The organism is Aliarcobacter skirrowii CCUG 10374, from assembly GCF_003544835.1.
GTDB lineage: Bacteria > Campylobacterota > Campylobacteria > Campylobacterales > Arcobacteraceae > Aliarcobacter > Aliarcobacter skirrowii.
On the sequence record NZ_CP032099.1, the window covers coordinates 1534848 to 1550611 of the forward strand.

Consider the following 15764-nt stretch of genomic DNA (forward strand, 5'->3'; position numbering starts at 1 on the left):
CTAAAATTTATACTCAATACTTGCTAAATATTTATCATAACCATTATATTTGTTATTTTGTGAATCCGCTTTTACTTTTACATAAGCAAGTCCTAAAGCCAACTCTTCACTAAAGTTATATTCAAAAATTAAATTTAACTCTCTTTCGTCCATTCCAGAAACCTGATCATCATATCTTGTGTATCCATATAGTGCTGTAAAGTCAAATCTCTCTTCAATATTTGCATTTAAAGAGGCATAGATAGTTCTTGCATCTTTTGTGTAGTTTTGATTTCCATCTTTAAATGGAGAAATAGTGTCACCATATGTTGTCATAATATCTGCTCCACCTTTATCGCTTGTAACTATAGCTCCACCAGTTAATTTAAAAATATCAGCTTTTCCAAAAACTTCTGCATGAGCAATATATCCATTATCATTACCAGAGAAGCTTCTGTATTTACTTGTAAGATTACTTCTTGCATATTCAAGATTTGCTCCACCAAATTCATGCTCATAAGCTACTTTTAAACCATAAAATTTAACAGCATCTGGAATTTGATAATAGTATGGATTAAACACAAAACCTTCAATAGCCTCATCTTTAATCTCTATTGCATATACTCCTTTTTTTGTATAATCCTCTAAAGGTCTATCAAAATGAGAACTTTCATCAATATCAGATGTTGCAGTTTTTTCTGAGTACGCTAATGTAAATAAAACAGCTGGTATCGCATCTATCTCTACTATTGCACCTTGTTGATAATCAGTAAGCCAAGCTAATTCACTCTCATATCTTCCAGCTTTAAAAATAAATCCTTGCTCTAACTCATACTTTAAATATGCTTGAGTTAATAAACCATTGTTTTTGTATCCATCACTTCCAGGAACTGCACCATTTTCCCAATCTTTACTATATTTTTCAGCAATTTTTAAATTCCCTTTTCCTTCAAGTCCAAGACTGAAATTATAAAAATTATCTGTGTTGTATTTTAATTTTAAATGAGCATTTCCAAATGAGTTATCTTTTGTTGTACCTTTATTTTGTTGAGTTTGTGCGTATAAAGCTACACTTCCCTCAAAAAATCCATTTGTTATAGCATCTGAAACACTATTTGCACTAAGTGTTGTTGTAAGAAGTGTTGCAGCCCCCAAAGACATTGCTATTTTTTTCATAAATTTTCTCCTTATGATTTTTTAAGTGCTAACTTTATTATTATTTTTATTAATAGTTGCTTACTATACAATTATTATTAAAGCGCTTTTTTGTTATGATTTGCGATTAAATTTAAAAGAATTAAGGAAAATTTATGTCAACTTTTAAGCTCTTTAGTGGAAGTGCAAATCCAGCTTTCGCAAAAAAAGTGGCAGATTATCTGGGAATGAAAGTCTCTGATGCTACTTTAAATAAATTTAGTGATGGTGAAATATCTGTTCAAATTACTCAAAGTGTAAGAGGACAAGATGTTTTTATTATTCAACCAACATGCTCTCCTGCAAATGACAATTTAATGGAACTTTTAATAATGATTGATGCCCTTAAAAGATCAAGTGCAAAATCAATTAGTGCTGTAATACCATACTATGGTTATGCAAGACAAGATAGAAAAGCAGCTCCAAGAGTTCCAATTAGTGCAAAATTAGTGGCTGATTTACTAGAAAAAGCTGGAATAAATAGAGTTGTAACAATCGATTTACACGCTGCTCAAATCCAAGGTTTTTTTAATGTTCCTGCTGATAACCTTTTTGGTTCAATTATGTTTGTAAACTATATTAAAAGTAAAAATTTAAAAAACCCAATTATTGCAAGTCCAGATATTGGAGGGGTTGCAAGAGCTAGACAATATGCTGATAAATTAGGATATGATTTAGTAATAGTTGATAAAAAAAGAGAGAGAGCTAATGAATCTCAAGTTATGAATATAATTGGAGATGTAACAGGTAAAGATGTTATTTTAGTAGATGATATGGTTGATACTGCTGGAACACTTGTAAAAGCTGCTGAAGTTTTAAAACAAAAAGGGGCAACATCTGTGATGGCATGTTGTACTCATGGAGTTTTAAGTGGAAAAGCTTATGAAAATATTGAAAATGGAATTTTAGATGAGCTTGTAATATCTGATACAATTCCAACAAAAGTAGACTCTAAAAAAATTACAGTTTTAACAGCTTCAACAATTATTGGAGAGGCTATTAGAAGAATACATAATAACGAATCTGTAAACTCAATTTTTAATAGTTAATAATATTTTAGAGTCAATTGACTCTAAAATATCTATTTTATAATCTCATATCCAGCATCAACAATAGCATCTTCTAAAATTTTACTATCTATATCTTTGCTTAGAGTTACTTTTACATTTTTACTTGATAAATCAACCTCAACACTACTAACCTCTTCAATTGCATTTAGAACTTTTTCAACTCTTGCTTTGCAGTGTCCACAAGTCATTCCATCTACTTTTAATACTATTTCCATAAATTCATCCTTTATCTCTAATTTTAAATTATTATATATTTTTGGTTTAAAAAGCTTTAATCTTAAAGCGTTGAATACTACCATTACACTACTTAAACTCATAGCAGCACCTGCATACATAGGAGTTAGTTTCCACCCTAAAGTTGTATAAAAAACTCCTGCAGCTAAAGGAATACCAATAATATTATAAAAAAATGCCCAAAAAAGATTTTGTTTTATATTTTTAATTGTTGCACTACTTAACTGTATAGCTTTAACAACATCTAATAAATCACTTCTTACTAAAATAATATTTGCAGATTCAATTGCAATATCACTTCCAGCACCAATAGCAACTGATACATCTGCTCTAGTTAAAGCTGGTGCATCATTTATTCCATCTCCTACCATTAAAACTTTTTTACCTAAACTTTGAAGTTCTTGGATTTTTTTATCTTTATCTTGTGGTAAAACCTCAGCTATAAAATTTGTTATCCCTAAAGTTTTTGCAACACTTCTGGCTGTTTTTTGATTATCTCCTGTAAGCATAATAACTTCAAGATTCATTCTTTTAAACTCATCTATAGCATCTTTACTTGTATCTTTAATAGCATCAAAAATCTCTATAACTCCCAAAACTTCACTACTATTTGCTACAAAAATAGTAGTTTTTCCATCTTTTGACAAATTTTCACTAAGAGCTAAAAACTCTTTAGGCTCAATATTTTTGCTTAAAATAAACTTCTCATTTCCAATATAGTAAAAACTGTTATCAATTTTGGCTTCAACTCCCAAACCATTTGTTGCTTTAAAATCAACAAAATTTAAAAAATCTATTTTTTTACTCTTAGCAAAATCTACAATTGCTTTTGCTAGTGGATGTTCTGAATTTTTTTCAATAGTGTAAGCAATTTGAATTAAATCATCTTTACTAATAGTTTTATTTGTAAAGATATTAGTTACAGTTGGTTTTCCTTTTGTTATTGTTCCTGTTTTATCTAAAACTATGGTATCTATTTTAGAAGCCAGTTCTAGTGATTGTGCATCTTTTATTAAAATTCCATTTTGTGCACCTTTTCCAGTTGCTACCATAATTGCAGTTGGAGTTGCAAGTCCTAGTGCACAAGGACAAGAGATAATTAAAACAGAAATTGCAATAGAGAGTGAAAACTCAAATGAGTAACCCAAAGAGTACCATGATATAAAAGTTATTATAGATATTAAAATAACTGTTGGTACAAATATTCCACTTATCTTATCAGCTAGTTTTGAAATAGGTGCTTTTGATGAACTAGCCTCTTCTACTAGTTTTATAATCTGAGATAAAAAAGTCTCATCTTTTGTTTTTGTAACCCTAAATTTTATAACCCCATATTTGTTTATACTAGCTCCAAATACACTATCTCCAACTTTTTTTGAGATAGCTCTGCTCTCACCTGTTAGCATAGATTCATCAACTGATGTATCTCCAAAAATAATAACTCCATCTGTAGGAATAATTTGACCAGGTTTTACAATAACTATATCTTCAAGAGCTAAATTCTCAACTAAAACCTCTAGTTCTTTATCATCTTTTAAAATAGTTGCTTTTTTTACATTTAAATCTATTAATTTTTTAATTGCTTCAGATGTATTTGATTTTGCTCTTGCTTCAAGATATTTTCCAAATGTAATTAGAGTTAAAACAACAGCAGCACTCTCAAAATAAAGATTCATAGAGTACTCTTTTACAATATCTAAATCATTTACTCCTAAAGCATAAGCTATTTTATATATAGAGAAAACTCCATAAACCATTGCAGCACCTGTTCCAATTGCTACTAAAGAGTCCATATTTGGAGAGCCTTTAAAAAGTGTTTTAAACCCTACTTTATAATATTTTTTGTTTATTAAAACTATTGGAAGTGATAATAAAAATTGAGTAAATGAGAATGTTATAGCATTTTGTGTTCCGTGAAAAAATGATAAGAAATACCAATTTAACATATGCCCCATAGAGATATAAAATAGTGGGACTGCAAAAATTAAAGATATTATTAATCTATTTTTTAACTCCACTATCTCATTTGAAGATAAATCTTTTTCTTTATTTTTAATATTATCTATTTTTAAAGTTGCTTCATATCCAGCATTTTCAACAGATTTTATAATTTTTTCATCATCCAATAAACTCTCTTCATATTTTACAAGCATGCTATTGTTTAATAAATTGACATTTAGCTCTTTAACTCCTTGAAGTTTTTTAACACTTCTATCAACTGCATTTGAACAAGCAGAACATGTCATACCTTTAATATCAAATTTTCTAGTTATCATAAAAATCCTTGATAAATTTTGTATTGGATAATAACCAAGTTCCTTTTAAATGCGAATGAAGAGTTTAATCTTTAACAAAAACTTACTACTTTTTAGATATAATCTTGCCACTTTGAAAATAATCTTTTAAAATTATAGGAAAAAAATTGCAAAAAAATATTAGAAACTTTAGTATCATAGCTCATATTGACCACGGTAAATCAACACTTGCAGATAGAATTATTCAAGAGTGTGGAGGAATAAGTGATAGAGAAATGACTTCTCAAGTTATGGACAATATGGATATAGAAAAAGAGAGAGGTATTACAATAAAGGCTCAAAGTGTTAGGCTAAACTACACTTTAAATGGTGAAAAATATATTCTAAATCTTATAGATACTCCAGGACATGTCGATTTCTCTTATGAAGTAAGCCGTTCTTTAGCATCATCTGAAGGTGCTTTGCTTATTGTTGATTCAACTCAAGGTGTTGAAGCACAAACAATAGCAAATGTATATATTGCAATGGATAATGACTTAGAGCTTCTTCCTGTTGTTAATAAAATAGATTTACCAAGTGCTGATCCAATGAGAGTTTTAGCAGAAGTTGAAGAGGCTATTGGACTTGATTGTACAGAGCATAATTTAATAAGTGCAAAAACTGGTCTTGGAGTTAAAGATTTAATAGAGTCAATTATAAAAAGAGTACCTTCTCCAAATGGTGATGAGAATGCACCTACAAAAGCTTTAATCTACGACTCTTGGTTTGATAACTATTTAGGAGCTTTGGCGCTTGTAAGAGTTTATGATGGAAGTATCAAAAAAGGTCAAACTTTAAGAATGATGAATACAAAAGTTGAGCATCAAGTTTTAAGTTTGATGTATCCACACCCTTTAAAAAGAGAAGATACTTTAGAGATAAAAACAGGTGAAATAGGTATTGTTGTATTAGGTCTTAAAACTTTAGATGGAATTGCAGTTGGTGATACAATGACTGATGCAAAAAATCCAACTGCACAGATTATTGATGGTTTTGAACCTGCAAAACCATTTGTATTTGCAGGACTTTATCCTATAGAGACAGATAAATTTGAAGATTTAAGAGAGGCTTTGAATAAACTAAAATTAAATGACTCTTCAATCTCTTTTGAACCTGAAAGTTCAATGGCTCTTGGAAGTGGATTTAGAACTGGATTTTTAGGAATGCTTCATATGGAAGTTATTAAAGAAAGACTTGAAAGAGAGTTTGATTTAGATTTAATAGCAACTGCTCCAACAGTTATTTATGAAGTTTTAAAAAAAGATGGAGAAAAAATAACTATTCAAAATCCAAGCGAACTTCCTGAGCCAAACTATATAGAGACAATTTTTGAACCTTATGTAAAATCTACAATTTTAGTTCCTGATGAGTTTTTAGGAAATGTTATAAAACTTTTAAACGATAAAAGAGGAATTCAATTAAAAATGGATTACATAGGAAAAAGAGTTCTTCTTGAGTATGATTTACCTATGAATGAGATTGTAATGGATTTTTATGATAAATTAAAATCTACAACAAAAGGTTATGCATCTTTTGATTATGAACCTGTTGGATTTAGAGAAGGAAACTTAAAAAAACTTGATGTTAGAGTTGCTGGAGATATAGTTGATGCACTATCTATCATAGTTCCTGAAGATAAAGCTGTTTCAAGAGGAAGAGAGTTTGTAAAAGCACTAAAAGAGCTAATTCCTAGACAACTTTTTGAAGTTGCAGTACAAGCTAGTATTGGAAGCACAATAATTGCTAGAGAGACTGTAAAATCTATGGGGAAAAATGTAACTGCAAAGTGTTATGGTGGAGATATTACAAGAAAAAGAAAACTTCTTGAAAAACAAAAAGAGGGTAAAAAAAGAATGAAAGCTATCGGAAAAGTAAATGTTCCACAAGAGGCTTTTATGGCTGTATTGAAAATCTAAAAGGTTTTATTTTGAAGTGTACAAGTTGTGATAAGTTATCTTTACAAATGATTTGTAAAACTTGTCAAACCACACTACTTGAGCCAAACTTTTATAAAAAAGAGCTAGAGAAAGATTTTTTTATCTACTCTTTTTATGATTACAAAGATTTGGAAGATTTAATCCAAAGCAAATATCACTTCTATGGAGATAGAGTTTTTAATATCTTAGGAAAGCTTAGCTTTGCTAAATTTGCTTCAAACTTTACTTTTACCCACACTATTTTGGCTCTTCCAATAGATGACCACACAAGACACGATTTCTCTCAAACTGCTATTTTGGCAAAGCATTTAAAAAGTGCTTTTATAAAACCAGTTTTCAACACTTTAAAAGCTAAAAATATTGTTAAATATGCTGGAAAAAATTTGGAGTTTAGACAAAAAAATCCAAGAAAATTTATCTATAGTGGAGTAAAAAATTGTGATGTAATTTTAATTGATGATGTACTTACTACAGGAACAACTATTTTAGAGGCTAAAAAAGCTTTAAAAAAAGAGGGTGTAAATGTTTTGTTTGCTCTTACTCTATGCTCATTTTTAAATTAATAATAGATATAATCTATCCTTTAAAAGGATTTAGATGTTAGGAATAATAGACTACAATATGGGAAATCTGGCAAGTGTTTATAACGCTTGTTCAAAATTTACAAAAGATTTAAAAATTGTAAAAAATGCAGATGATTTAAAAAATTTAGACAAAATAATACTACCAGGAGTTGGAGCATATAAAGATGCTATGCAACATTTAGAAAATAGTGGCTTAAAAGATGCTATTTTAGATTTTGCAAATAGTAAAAAACCACTTCTTGGAATTTGCCTTGGAATGCAACTTTTGTTTGAAAGCTCTGAAGAGTTTGGATATACAAAAGGTTTAGGATTAATTGAAGGAAAAGTTGTGAAATTTGATAAATCAAAGATGAGTAGTGATTTAAAAATTCCACATATGGGATGGAATAAAACAGTAAATAAAGATAATCCACTTTTTAAAAATCTACAAAACCCATATTTATATTTTGTACACTCTTATCATGTCGTTACAGATGATAAATATACAATAGCAACAACAAATTATGGATATGATTTTGTAAGTGCTGTAAACAAAGATAATATTTTTGGATTTCAACCTCATCCTGAAAAGTCTCATAATAATGGACTTAAAATATTAGAAAACTTTATAAATTTATAATAAAAAAGGCTTTGTTCTCAAAGCCCTTTAGGTTTTTGCTACTTTTTAGGGGATTTTCAATCCCCGCTATAAAAAGTAGTAATTGAGAAAAAAGTTCCTTTTTTAAATAGGAACTATTTAAAAAGGAGAAATTATGGATATATTACCAGCGATTGATTTAAAAGATGGAAAGGCTGTAAGACTTAGCAAAGGGCTTATGGATAGTGCAAAAATCTACTCAGATGAACCATGGATGGTAGCAAAAAGATTTGAAGAGTTAGGAAGTAAGTGGGTTCATATTGTTGATTTAAATGGAGCATTTGAAGGAAAACCAGCCAACTTAGAGCAGATTAAAAAAATTAGAGAGAACTGTAATTTAAAAATTGAACTTGGTGGCGGAATAAGAGATGAAAAAACTATTCAGATGTATTTAAAACTTGGAGTTGATAGATTAATTCTTGGCTCAATCGCTGTTAAAGATCCACAATTTGTAAAAGATATGGCAAAAAAATATCCAATCGCTGTTGGAATTGATGCAATAAATGGAATGGTTGCAGTTGAGGGTTGGGCAGAAGTTTCAACAATGAAAGCTACCTCTTTAGCAAAAGAGTTTGCAAATGCTGGAGTTGAAGCAATTATTTGTACAGATATAAGCAAAGATGGTATGCTTTGTGGAGTTAATGTTGAATTTACGCAAGATATTGCACTTGCTAGCAATGTTTACACAATTGCAAGTGGTGGAGTTAAAGATATTGAAGATATCAAAAACTGTAAAGCAAATGGAAATATTGGTGGAGTAATTGTTGGAAAAGCATTTTATGAAGGTACTTTAGATTTAGAAGAGGCTTTTAAAATTCTTTAATATAAGCTAGAAAATTCTAGCTTATATTATCTTTTATAGCCTCTATAAAATCATCTCCATCATTTACACACTTACAAACTTTATACTCAAGTATTCCAATCTCATCGGCAACTTCTCTATATTCAATATCAAGTTCAAAATCTGTTTCAGAGTTATCCACAATAAATGATAGTGGATAGATAATTACATTATCATTTTCAAAGTTTTTTAACATATCTTCAAGTGAAGGTTCAAGCCATTTTAGTGGTCCAACTTTTGATTGATAAGCAAGATTTATAGATTTAAAATCTATATTTTTTTCTTTTAATTTTTTACTTAAAATCTCAACATGTTCAATCATCTGTTTTTGGTATGGGTCACCATTATCAACAATTTTTTGAGGAAGTCCATGAGCTGAGAAAATAAGATTGTATTTAACACCTTCTTGCATATTTCTCTCTATCTCATTTACAATGCAGTTGTTAAATTTATCATTTTTATAAAAATCATTTATAGTTTTGATTTTAAAACTATTTTTTGCATATTTTAAAAAATCTTCCATTGAAGATTTTGTAGTTGTTGTAGAGTATTGCGGATAAAGTGGAAGTAAAAAAACTTCACTTATTCCATCCTCTTTTAACTTCTCAACAACATCTTTTGCAAAAGGTGGAGTATATCTCATAACTTGATATGTTGTATATCCATCTATTTTCTCGTTACACTTTTCTACTAACTTTTCTGTTAAAGAATTAATTGGAGATGCATTTCCAATCTCCTCATAGTTTTTCCAAGCACTATTTAATCTCTTTGTTACTATAAAAAAAGCTATCATTTTTCTAAGAAGTGCGCTTTTAACTGTTAAAATATTCTCATCATTAAACATATTTGTTAAAAACATTTTTAATTCATCTTTGCTTCTAGCCCCACCCATATTTAGTAAAACTAAAGCTTTGTTACTATTTTTCATCTTCCAACCTTATAATTTTATTACTACACCATTTTGCCATATCTAAATCGTGAGTCACCAATAAAACAGCACAAGAATCAAGAAGTTCAACTATTAACTTCATTGTCTCATAAGCTATTATATTGTCAAGTGCTGATGTTGGCTCATCAACTAAAAGAAGCTCTGGCTTTAAAAGAATTGCTCTTAAAATAGAGCATCTTTGAAGTTGACCACCACTTAACTCATACGGTTTTTTATATAAAAACTCAATATCTAAACTTAATTTTGGCAAAATCCTATCAAGTTCATCTTTAAAATCTCTATTTAAAACATCTTTTATCTGCTCATAAATAGTATATGTTGGATGAAAAGATGAAAAAGGATCTTGAAATATAATAGCTGTTTTGCTCTTTTTTATCTCTCCAAACTCCTGTTTTAAATTTCCTAAAATAAGTTCAAAAAGTGTTGATTTTCCACTACCACTCTTTCCAATTATTGTTACAAGTTCACCTTTTTTTAGATTTAAATTAAAGTTTGAAAATATATAGTTACCTTTTTTGTAAGCAAATTTTAGATTTTTTATCTCTAACACAAAACTATCCAAAAGCTATTTCCTTTTTTAGTTTGTAATATATTCAAAATAGGCTTTAATATATATTTATATTTAATATATTTTTAATTGTAATAATTTATTAACCTTTTTTATTAAGAGAATTACAAAGAAAATATAGTTAGAATACAGCTTAAAATTTTAAAGGAGAAAAGATGAAAAAAATCATTCTAACAACTATTGCTTTATCAGCATTTGCTTTTGCAGCTGCACCAGCATCTTATGCTACATGTAAAGCATGTCATGGAGTTAAAGGTGAAATAAATGTAACTACTCAAAGTAAATCGTTTGTTCCAGCTAACCAAACTAAAGAAAATATAGTAAAAGCTTTAAATGGTTATAAAGATGGATCTTATGGTGGTCCTATGAAAGCACTTATGAAAGGTTATGCAACAAGATTAAGTGATGCTGATATTAAAGAGTTAGCTGAATATATGGGAAAATAATCTAAGATTATTTTACTAAATCAAAGAGGATAAGTTTTACTTATCCTCTTTTTTTTGCTCTTTTTCTTTCTCTAAGCTATCTTTTTTTGCATCTTTAATAGCTTGCTCTTTTTTTATAGCATCATTTAAATCATCAACACTATCAAAAAGTAAACCACTTGTAATTTTATTTGCATCATCAAATTGACCATTTTTTGCTGCCCAAATAAACAAAAGTAACATTCCAGCTGAGATTATAAGTCCCACAATTAACATAAAAAATAGTGTATCATCAATCATTTTTATCCTTTAATTTAATTCTTAGTGAGTTAAAAATAACTACAAGTGAGCTTAAACTCATTGAAAGAGCTGCTACAAGAGGAATAACATATCCAGCCATTGCTAAAGGAATTGTTACAGAGTTATAAATAAGTGAAAAAGCCAAATTCTGTTTAATATGTTTATATGTCTTTTTTGATATTTTAAAAGTATCTTCTAGTGCTTTTAATTTTGAATTTAAAATCACAATATCAGATACAAGCATTGAAACATCAGCTGAATTTCCCATAGCAATTGCAACATCACTTGAAGCTAGTGCAACACTATCATTAACTCCATCCCCAACCATTACAACAATTTTTTCATCATCTTTTAGTTTTTTGATAAAATCTGCTTTATTTTGTGGAGTTTGATTAAAATAGAACTCATCTATTTTAAGCTCATTTGCAACCTCTTTTGCAACAAAACCATTATCTCCAGTTAGCATTACACTTTTTATATTTTTACTCTTTAAATAATCTATTAGCTCTTTTGCATCATCTTTTATCTCATCACTTAATTCAAAAATAGCAACTATTTTTTTATCTACTGAAAAAGAGTATATAGTTTTAAAAGTTGTAAAATCAATATCAATTCCAAACTCTTTTTGAAGCTCTATATTTCCACCCAAAAGAGATAAATCTTTATATTTTGCACTTAAACCTTTTGCTTCAATATTTTTTACATCTTCTAAAGTTAATTTCTCTAAAGAGTAATTTTTTTCTAAATATTTTTTAACTGCAAGGCTTACTGGATGATTTGAACTATCTAAAAGTGAATATAAAAGATTTAAGATATTTTTATCTTCACTAAAAATTTGTGAATTTTCTACTTTTAGCTCACCTTTTGTAAGTGTTCCTGTTTTATCAAAAACTACAATATTTGCATTTGCAATTGTCTCAATATATTTAGCCTCTTTTAAAAGCAAAGATTTTTTTGCTAATTGTGAAATTCCAACCAAACTTGCCATTGGAGTTGCAAGTGCTAAAGCACAAGGACAAGCAATTACAACAACTGAAACAGCTGTTATAAATGATCTTTCAAATTGATTTGTATTTTCAAAGTAAAAACCTAAATCAAGACCAAAATAGTACCAAACCAAAAAAGTAGCAAATGCAATAGTAAGAATTGTTAAACTAAACCCTCTTGATAGCTTATTTGCCAAAGTTTGGATTTTTGGTTTTGAATTTAGTGAATCTTCAAGTAAAGTTACAATTGATGAAAAAGTAGAGTTTTTAAAATCTTTTGTAACTTCAAAATGAATTAAAGAGTCTAAAATAGCAGTTCCACTATATATAATATCATCTTGTTTTTTATAAACAGGAGTTGATTCTCCTGTTAAACTTGACTCATCAAATGATGCACTTCCAAATACAATTTTTCCATCAACTGGAACTTTCTCTCCAATTTTAAGTTCAATAATATCTCCAACTTTTATAGAGTTTAAAGCTCTTGTCTCTTTTTTCCCATTCTCTATTACAACAGCTTCTAAAGGTAGAGTTGATTTTATTTTATCAAGTGTATCAACTGCTGATTTTTTTCCAATAACTTCAAGATATTTTCCAACCAAAACAAAAGTTATAATCATAGCAACTGAATCAAAATAGCTCTCACCCTTTGCTCCAAGCATCACACTAAGTGAGTAAAGATAGGTTAAAGATGCACCTGTACTTACAAGTAAATCCATATTTACCATACGGTTTTTTACTCCATAATAAGCACCTTTATAAAAAACAAACCCACTATAAAACAAAACTGGAGTTGTTAGAATAAACTCAGCAAAATGAATCATATCTTTTACTTCATTGCTCATTCCTGTAAAAAAGCCTGTATATTTTGCAACACTTAGCATCATAATATTCATAGTACAAACAACAGCTACCATCATTCTTACAAAATAGTCTTGTTTCGCTTTTTTTGCCTGAACATCAGCCACACTTGAATCATAAGCATAAGCGTTGTAACCAATTGCTCTAATCTTTTTTATAATATCTGATAGCTTTAAAATATCACTATTAAAAACAACTCTAGCCTTATTTGTTGTAAAATTGATATTTGCTTCAATAACACCTTTTGTATCATACAAAATCTTCTCATTTAACCAAATACAAGCAGCACAATGAATTCCTTCAAGTATTAAATCAATTTGAGTAAAACCATCTTTTGTTTTTGATGTGTAGTTATCTAAAAAATTTTGAGAGTCAAATTTTGATAAATCATCATTAGAGATTTGAAGAGGAGCTTTTATGCTCTTATTTCCAAGCTTTTCATAAAAAGAGTCAAGATTTTCATCTTTTAAAATATGATAAACACTTTGACAACCACCGCAACAAAAATTTAAATCATTCTCTTTTATCATTACACTACTATCAAATGATAAATGACAATGATTACATACTATTTTTGACAAAAAAAGTCTCCTAACCGCTTATTATTAAACTATATATAAAAAAATTTAAGTATTATATCTTATTTATTTTCAAAGAGTGGTTTAATGAACAAAGATATAGATAGGCTAAAAAATGTTAATGTACTTTATGCTGAAGATGAGAAAGAGTTAAGAGATATTACATCTGAATTCTTAAAATCATTTACAAAAACGCAATATGTTGCTTCAAATGGAGAAGAGGGATTTAATCTATTTTTAGAGCATCAAGATAGTATTGATTTAATAATAACCGATATAAATATGCCTATTTTATCAGGTATGGATATGATTAAAAAAATTAAAGAGATAAATCCTAAAATTCCAATTATTATAGCAACTGCATTTTCAAATAAAGAGTATTTACTTGAAGCCATAAATATTGGTGTTGATAAATATGTTCTTAAACCAATTGATATATCAAAACTTCTTCAAGCAATGCTTCAATCCTTAAATTATCATGAGTTAAAAGATTTATATACAGATAATCTTACAAAACTTGCAAATAAAAATAGACTTCAAAAAGATTTAAAATACTCAAACAATGATCTATTAGCACTATTGGATATTGATGAGTTTTTAGCAACAAATGATCTATTTGGTGAAAAAATTGGAGATAAAATTTTAATTGAATTTGCATCAAAAATGAGAAACTATTTTAGTTCAAAAGATTTTTCTCTTTATAGAATTGAGTCAGATAAATTTGCCGTAAGTCCAAAAAATACTATTGATATAGATACTTTTTTTGTAATCTGTAGAGATTTTCTAGATACGATTGAAAGTGATGCTTTTTTAATTGATGATAATGAGATTGATGTAAATGTTACAATTGGTATTGCAAAAGGTGATGGAGAACAAGCTTATAAATATACAAAAAGAATTATAAACTATGCTAGAAAAAAATTCCAAAAAATTATGATTTATGAGGATTCATATAATATTCATAAATCTTTTGAGCAAAATATTATGTGGATAAAACTTTTAAAACAAGGTTTTAAAGAGAACTTATTAAAAGCATTTTTTCAACCTATTGTTGATACAAAAACTAAAGAAGTTTTAAAATATGAAGCACTTATTAGATACATAAGTCTTGATGGAAAAGTTCACGGTCCTTATGAGTTTTTAGAAGTTGCAAAAAAAACTAGACTTTATCAAAATATTGTAAAAGTTATTTTAGATGACTCTTTAAAACTAATAAAAGAGAAAAAGAAAAAAGTATCTATAAATATCTCTTATGTAGATTTAATAGATGATAAAACAAAAAAATATATTTATGACTTTTTAGAAAAAAACAGAGAGTTTGTAAACAATCTTGAGTTTGAACTATTGGAGAGTGAAGAGATTATAGATTTTAATATCATAAAAGATTTTATTACAAATGTATCTAAATATAGTTGTAAAGTTGGTATTGATGATTTTGGTGCTGGCTACTCAAATTTTCATATTTTATCAAAGTTAGATATTAGTTTTGTAAAAATAGATGGCTCATTAATAAAAGATATTCACAACTCAAAAGAGCTTGAGATAATTGTAAGAACAATCGCAAGTATTGCTAAGGATTTTCATATAAAAACAATTGCTGAGTTTGTAGCAACTGAAAATATTTATGAAAAAGTTAAGGCTCTAAATATAGACTACTCTCAAGGTTACTATTTTGACAAGCCTTTAACATTTGAAGAGATAGTTTAGGCTTCTAGCCAACTATTTACTATCTCATCTTTTGAATATAGTTTTGACTTTACTCTTGCAGCTGTTGCAATAGCCAAAATCTGTTTTTTTGCCTCATTTAAGTTTTCATTTACAATTAAATAATCATAATCTAAAAACTCCTCCATCTCAACTCTTGCATTTTCAACTCTTTTATTAATACTATCTTCACTATCAGTTGCTCTTGCAATTAATCTTTGTTCTAATATCTTTTTTGTTGGAGTTGTAATAAATACAGAAGTTATTAGATTTTGAAGTTTTTTTCTTATAATTTTGTGCCCTTGAACATCAATATCAAATATAACTAATTTTCCAGCATTTAAGGCTTCAATTACTGGTTTAAGTGAAGTCCCATAATAGTTGTCATGAACTTTTGCATACTCTAAAAAGTTTGCATCTTTTATATCCTCTTCAAACTTCTCTTTACTTACAAAAAAGTAATCAATTCCATCTTCTTCTGCTTCTCTTGGCTCTCTTGTTGTTGTAGAGATAGAAAAATATAGATTTGGAATATTTTTTATAACTTCTTTTAATAGAGTAGATTTTCCACAACCACTAGGTCCTGAAACAATTAATACCGCACCTCTTAGTTCATTCATAAA

At 28.3% G+C, this 15764-nt stretch carries 14 protein-coding genes; 7 read left to right on the top strand and 7 right to left on the bottom strand.

Features of this window, described 5'->3' with window-relative positions:
• On the bottom strand, positions 1-1155 hold the full coding sequence (locus ASKIR_RS08035; protein WP_066350083.1) for an Opr family porin: 1155 nt from the start codon (positions 1153-1155) through the stop codon (positions 1-3).
• Positions 1156-1289: 134 nt separating this feature from the next.
• Here ASKIR_RS08035 and ASKIR_RS08040 point away from each other — a divergent pair, with 134 nt between their 5' ends.
• On the top strand, positions 1290-2222 hold the full coding sequence (locus ASKIR_RS08040; protein ID WP_115588166.1) for a ribose-phosphate pyrophosphokinase: 933 nt from the start codon (positions 1290-1292) through the stop codon (positions 2220-2222).
• Between the two features lie 32 nt (positions 2223-2254).
• Here ASKIR_RS08040 and ASKIR_RS08045 read toward each other — a convergent pair whose 3' ends face one another.
• Positions 2255-4753, bottom strand: coding sequence for a heavy metal translocating P-type ATPase (locus ASKIR_RS08045; protein ID WP_115588165.1), 2499 nt, complete (start codon positions 4751-4753; stop codon positions 2255-2257).
• Between the two features lie 146 nt (positions 4754-4899).
• On the opposite strand from ASKIR_RS08045, the gene lepA reads away from it, so the two are divergent.
• From lepA to hisA, 4 genes are all read left to right on the top strand, one after another.
• A complete protein-coding gene (gene lepA / locus ASKIR_RS08050) occupies positions 4900-6687 on the top strand; it encodes a translation elongation factor 4 (RefSeq protein WP_066350079.1) in 1788 nt (595 codons plus the stop codon).
• Between the two features lie 11 nt (positions 6688-6698).
• Positions 6699-7271, top strand: coding sequence for a ComF family protein (locus ASKIR_RS08055; RefSeq protein WP_115588164.1), 573 nt, complete (start codon positions 6699-6701; stop codon positions 7269-7271).
• A 34-nt stretch (positions 7272-7305) separates the two neighbouring features.
• Positions 7306-7911, top strand: coding sequence for an imidazole glycerol phosphate synthase subunit HisH (gene hisH, locus ASKIR_RS08060; protein ID WP_066350073.1), 606 nt, complete (start codon positions 7306-7308; stop codon positions 7909-7911).
• Positions 7912-8044: 133 nt separating this feature from the next.
• On the top strand, positions 8045-8752 hold the full coding sequence (gene hisA / locus ASKIR_RS08065) for a 1-(5-phosphoribosyl)-5-[(5-phosphoribosylamino)methylideneamino]imidazole-4-carboxamide isomerase (protein ID WP_115588163.1): 708 nt from the start codon (positions 8045-8047) through the stop codon (positions 8750-8752).
• Positions 8753-8768: 16 nt separating this feature from the next.
• On the opposite strand, the gene hemH is transcribed toward hisA, so the two are convergent.
• On the bottom strand, positions 8769-9698 hold the full coding sequence (gene hemH / locus ASKIR_RS08070) for a ferrochelatase (protein WP_115588162.1): 930 nt from the start codon (positions 9696-9698) through the stop codon (positions 8769-8771).
• On the bottom strand, positions 9688-10281 hold the full coding sequence (locus ASKIR_RS08075; RefSeq protein WP_115588161.1) for an ATP-binding cassette domain-containing protein: 594 nt from the start codon (positions 10279-10281) through the stop codon (positions 9688-9690). The genes hemH and ASKIR_RS08075 overlap by 11 nt, the downstream gene beginning before the upstream one ends.
• 161 nt (positions 10282-10442) lie before the next feature.
• On the opposite strand from ASKIR_RS08075, the gene ASKIR_RS08080 reads away from it, so the two are divergent.
• Positions 10443-10733 carry a c-type cytochrome gene (locus ASKIR_RS08080; RefSeq protein ID WP_066159059.1) on the top strand — a complete coding sequence of 97 codons (291 nt, stop codon included), beginning with the start codon at positions 10443-10445 and terminating at the stop codon, positions 10731-10733.
• Between the two features lie 36 nt (positions 10734-10769).
• On the opposite strand, the gene ccoS is transcribed toward ASKIR_RS08080, so the two are convergent.
• Complete coding sequence (gene ccoS / locus ASKIR_RS08085) at positions 10770-11012, bottom strand: cbb3-type cytochrome oxidase assembly protein CcoS (RefSeq protein ID WP_066350064.1); 243 nt, start codon at positions 11010-11012, stop codon at positions 10770-10772.
• Complete coding sequence (locus tag ASKIR_RS08090; protein WP_115588160.1) at positions 11005-13440, bottom strand: heavy metal translocating P-type ATPase; 2436 nt, start codon at positions 13438-13440, stop codon at positions 11005-11007. Before ASKIR_RS08090 ends, ccoS begins: the two co-directional genes overlap by 8 nt.
• A gap of 84 nt (positions 13441-13524) precedes the next feature.
• Between ASKIR_RS08090 and ASKIR_RS08095 the strand changes: the two genes are divergently transcribed.
• On the top strand, positions 13525-15144 hold the full coding sequence (locus ASKIR_RS08095) for an EAL domain-containing response regulator (RefSeq protein ID WP_066350062.1): 1620 nt from the start codon (positions 13525-13527) through the stop codon (positions 15142-15144).
• On the opposite strand, the gene gmk is transcribed toward ASKIR_RS08095, so the two are convergent.
• The gene (gene gmk / locus ASKIR_RS08100) at positions 15141-15761 is read right to left on the bottom strand and encodes a guanylate kinase (protein WP_066350061.1); all 621 of its coding nucleotides are present in this window, start codon (positions 15759-15761) and stop codon (positions 15141-15143) included. The genes ASKIR_RS08095 and gmk overlap by 4 nt on opposite strands.
• Between the last annotated feature and the right edge of the window lie 3 nt (positions 15762-15764).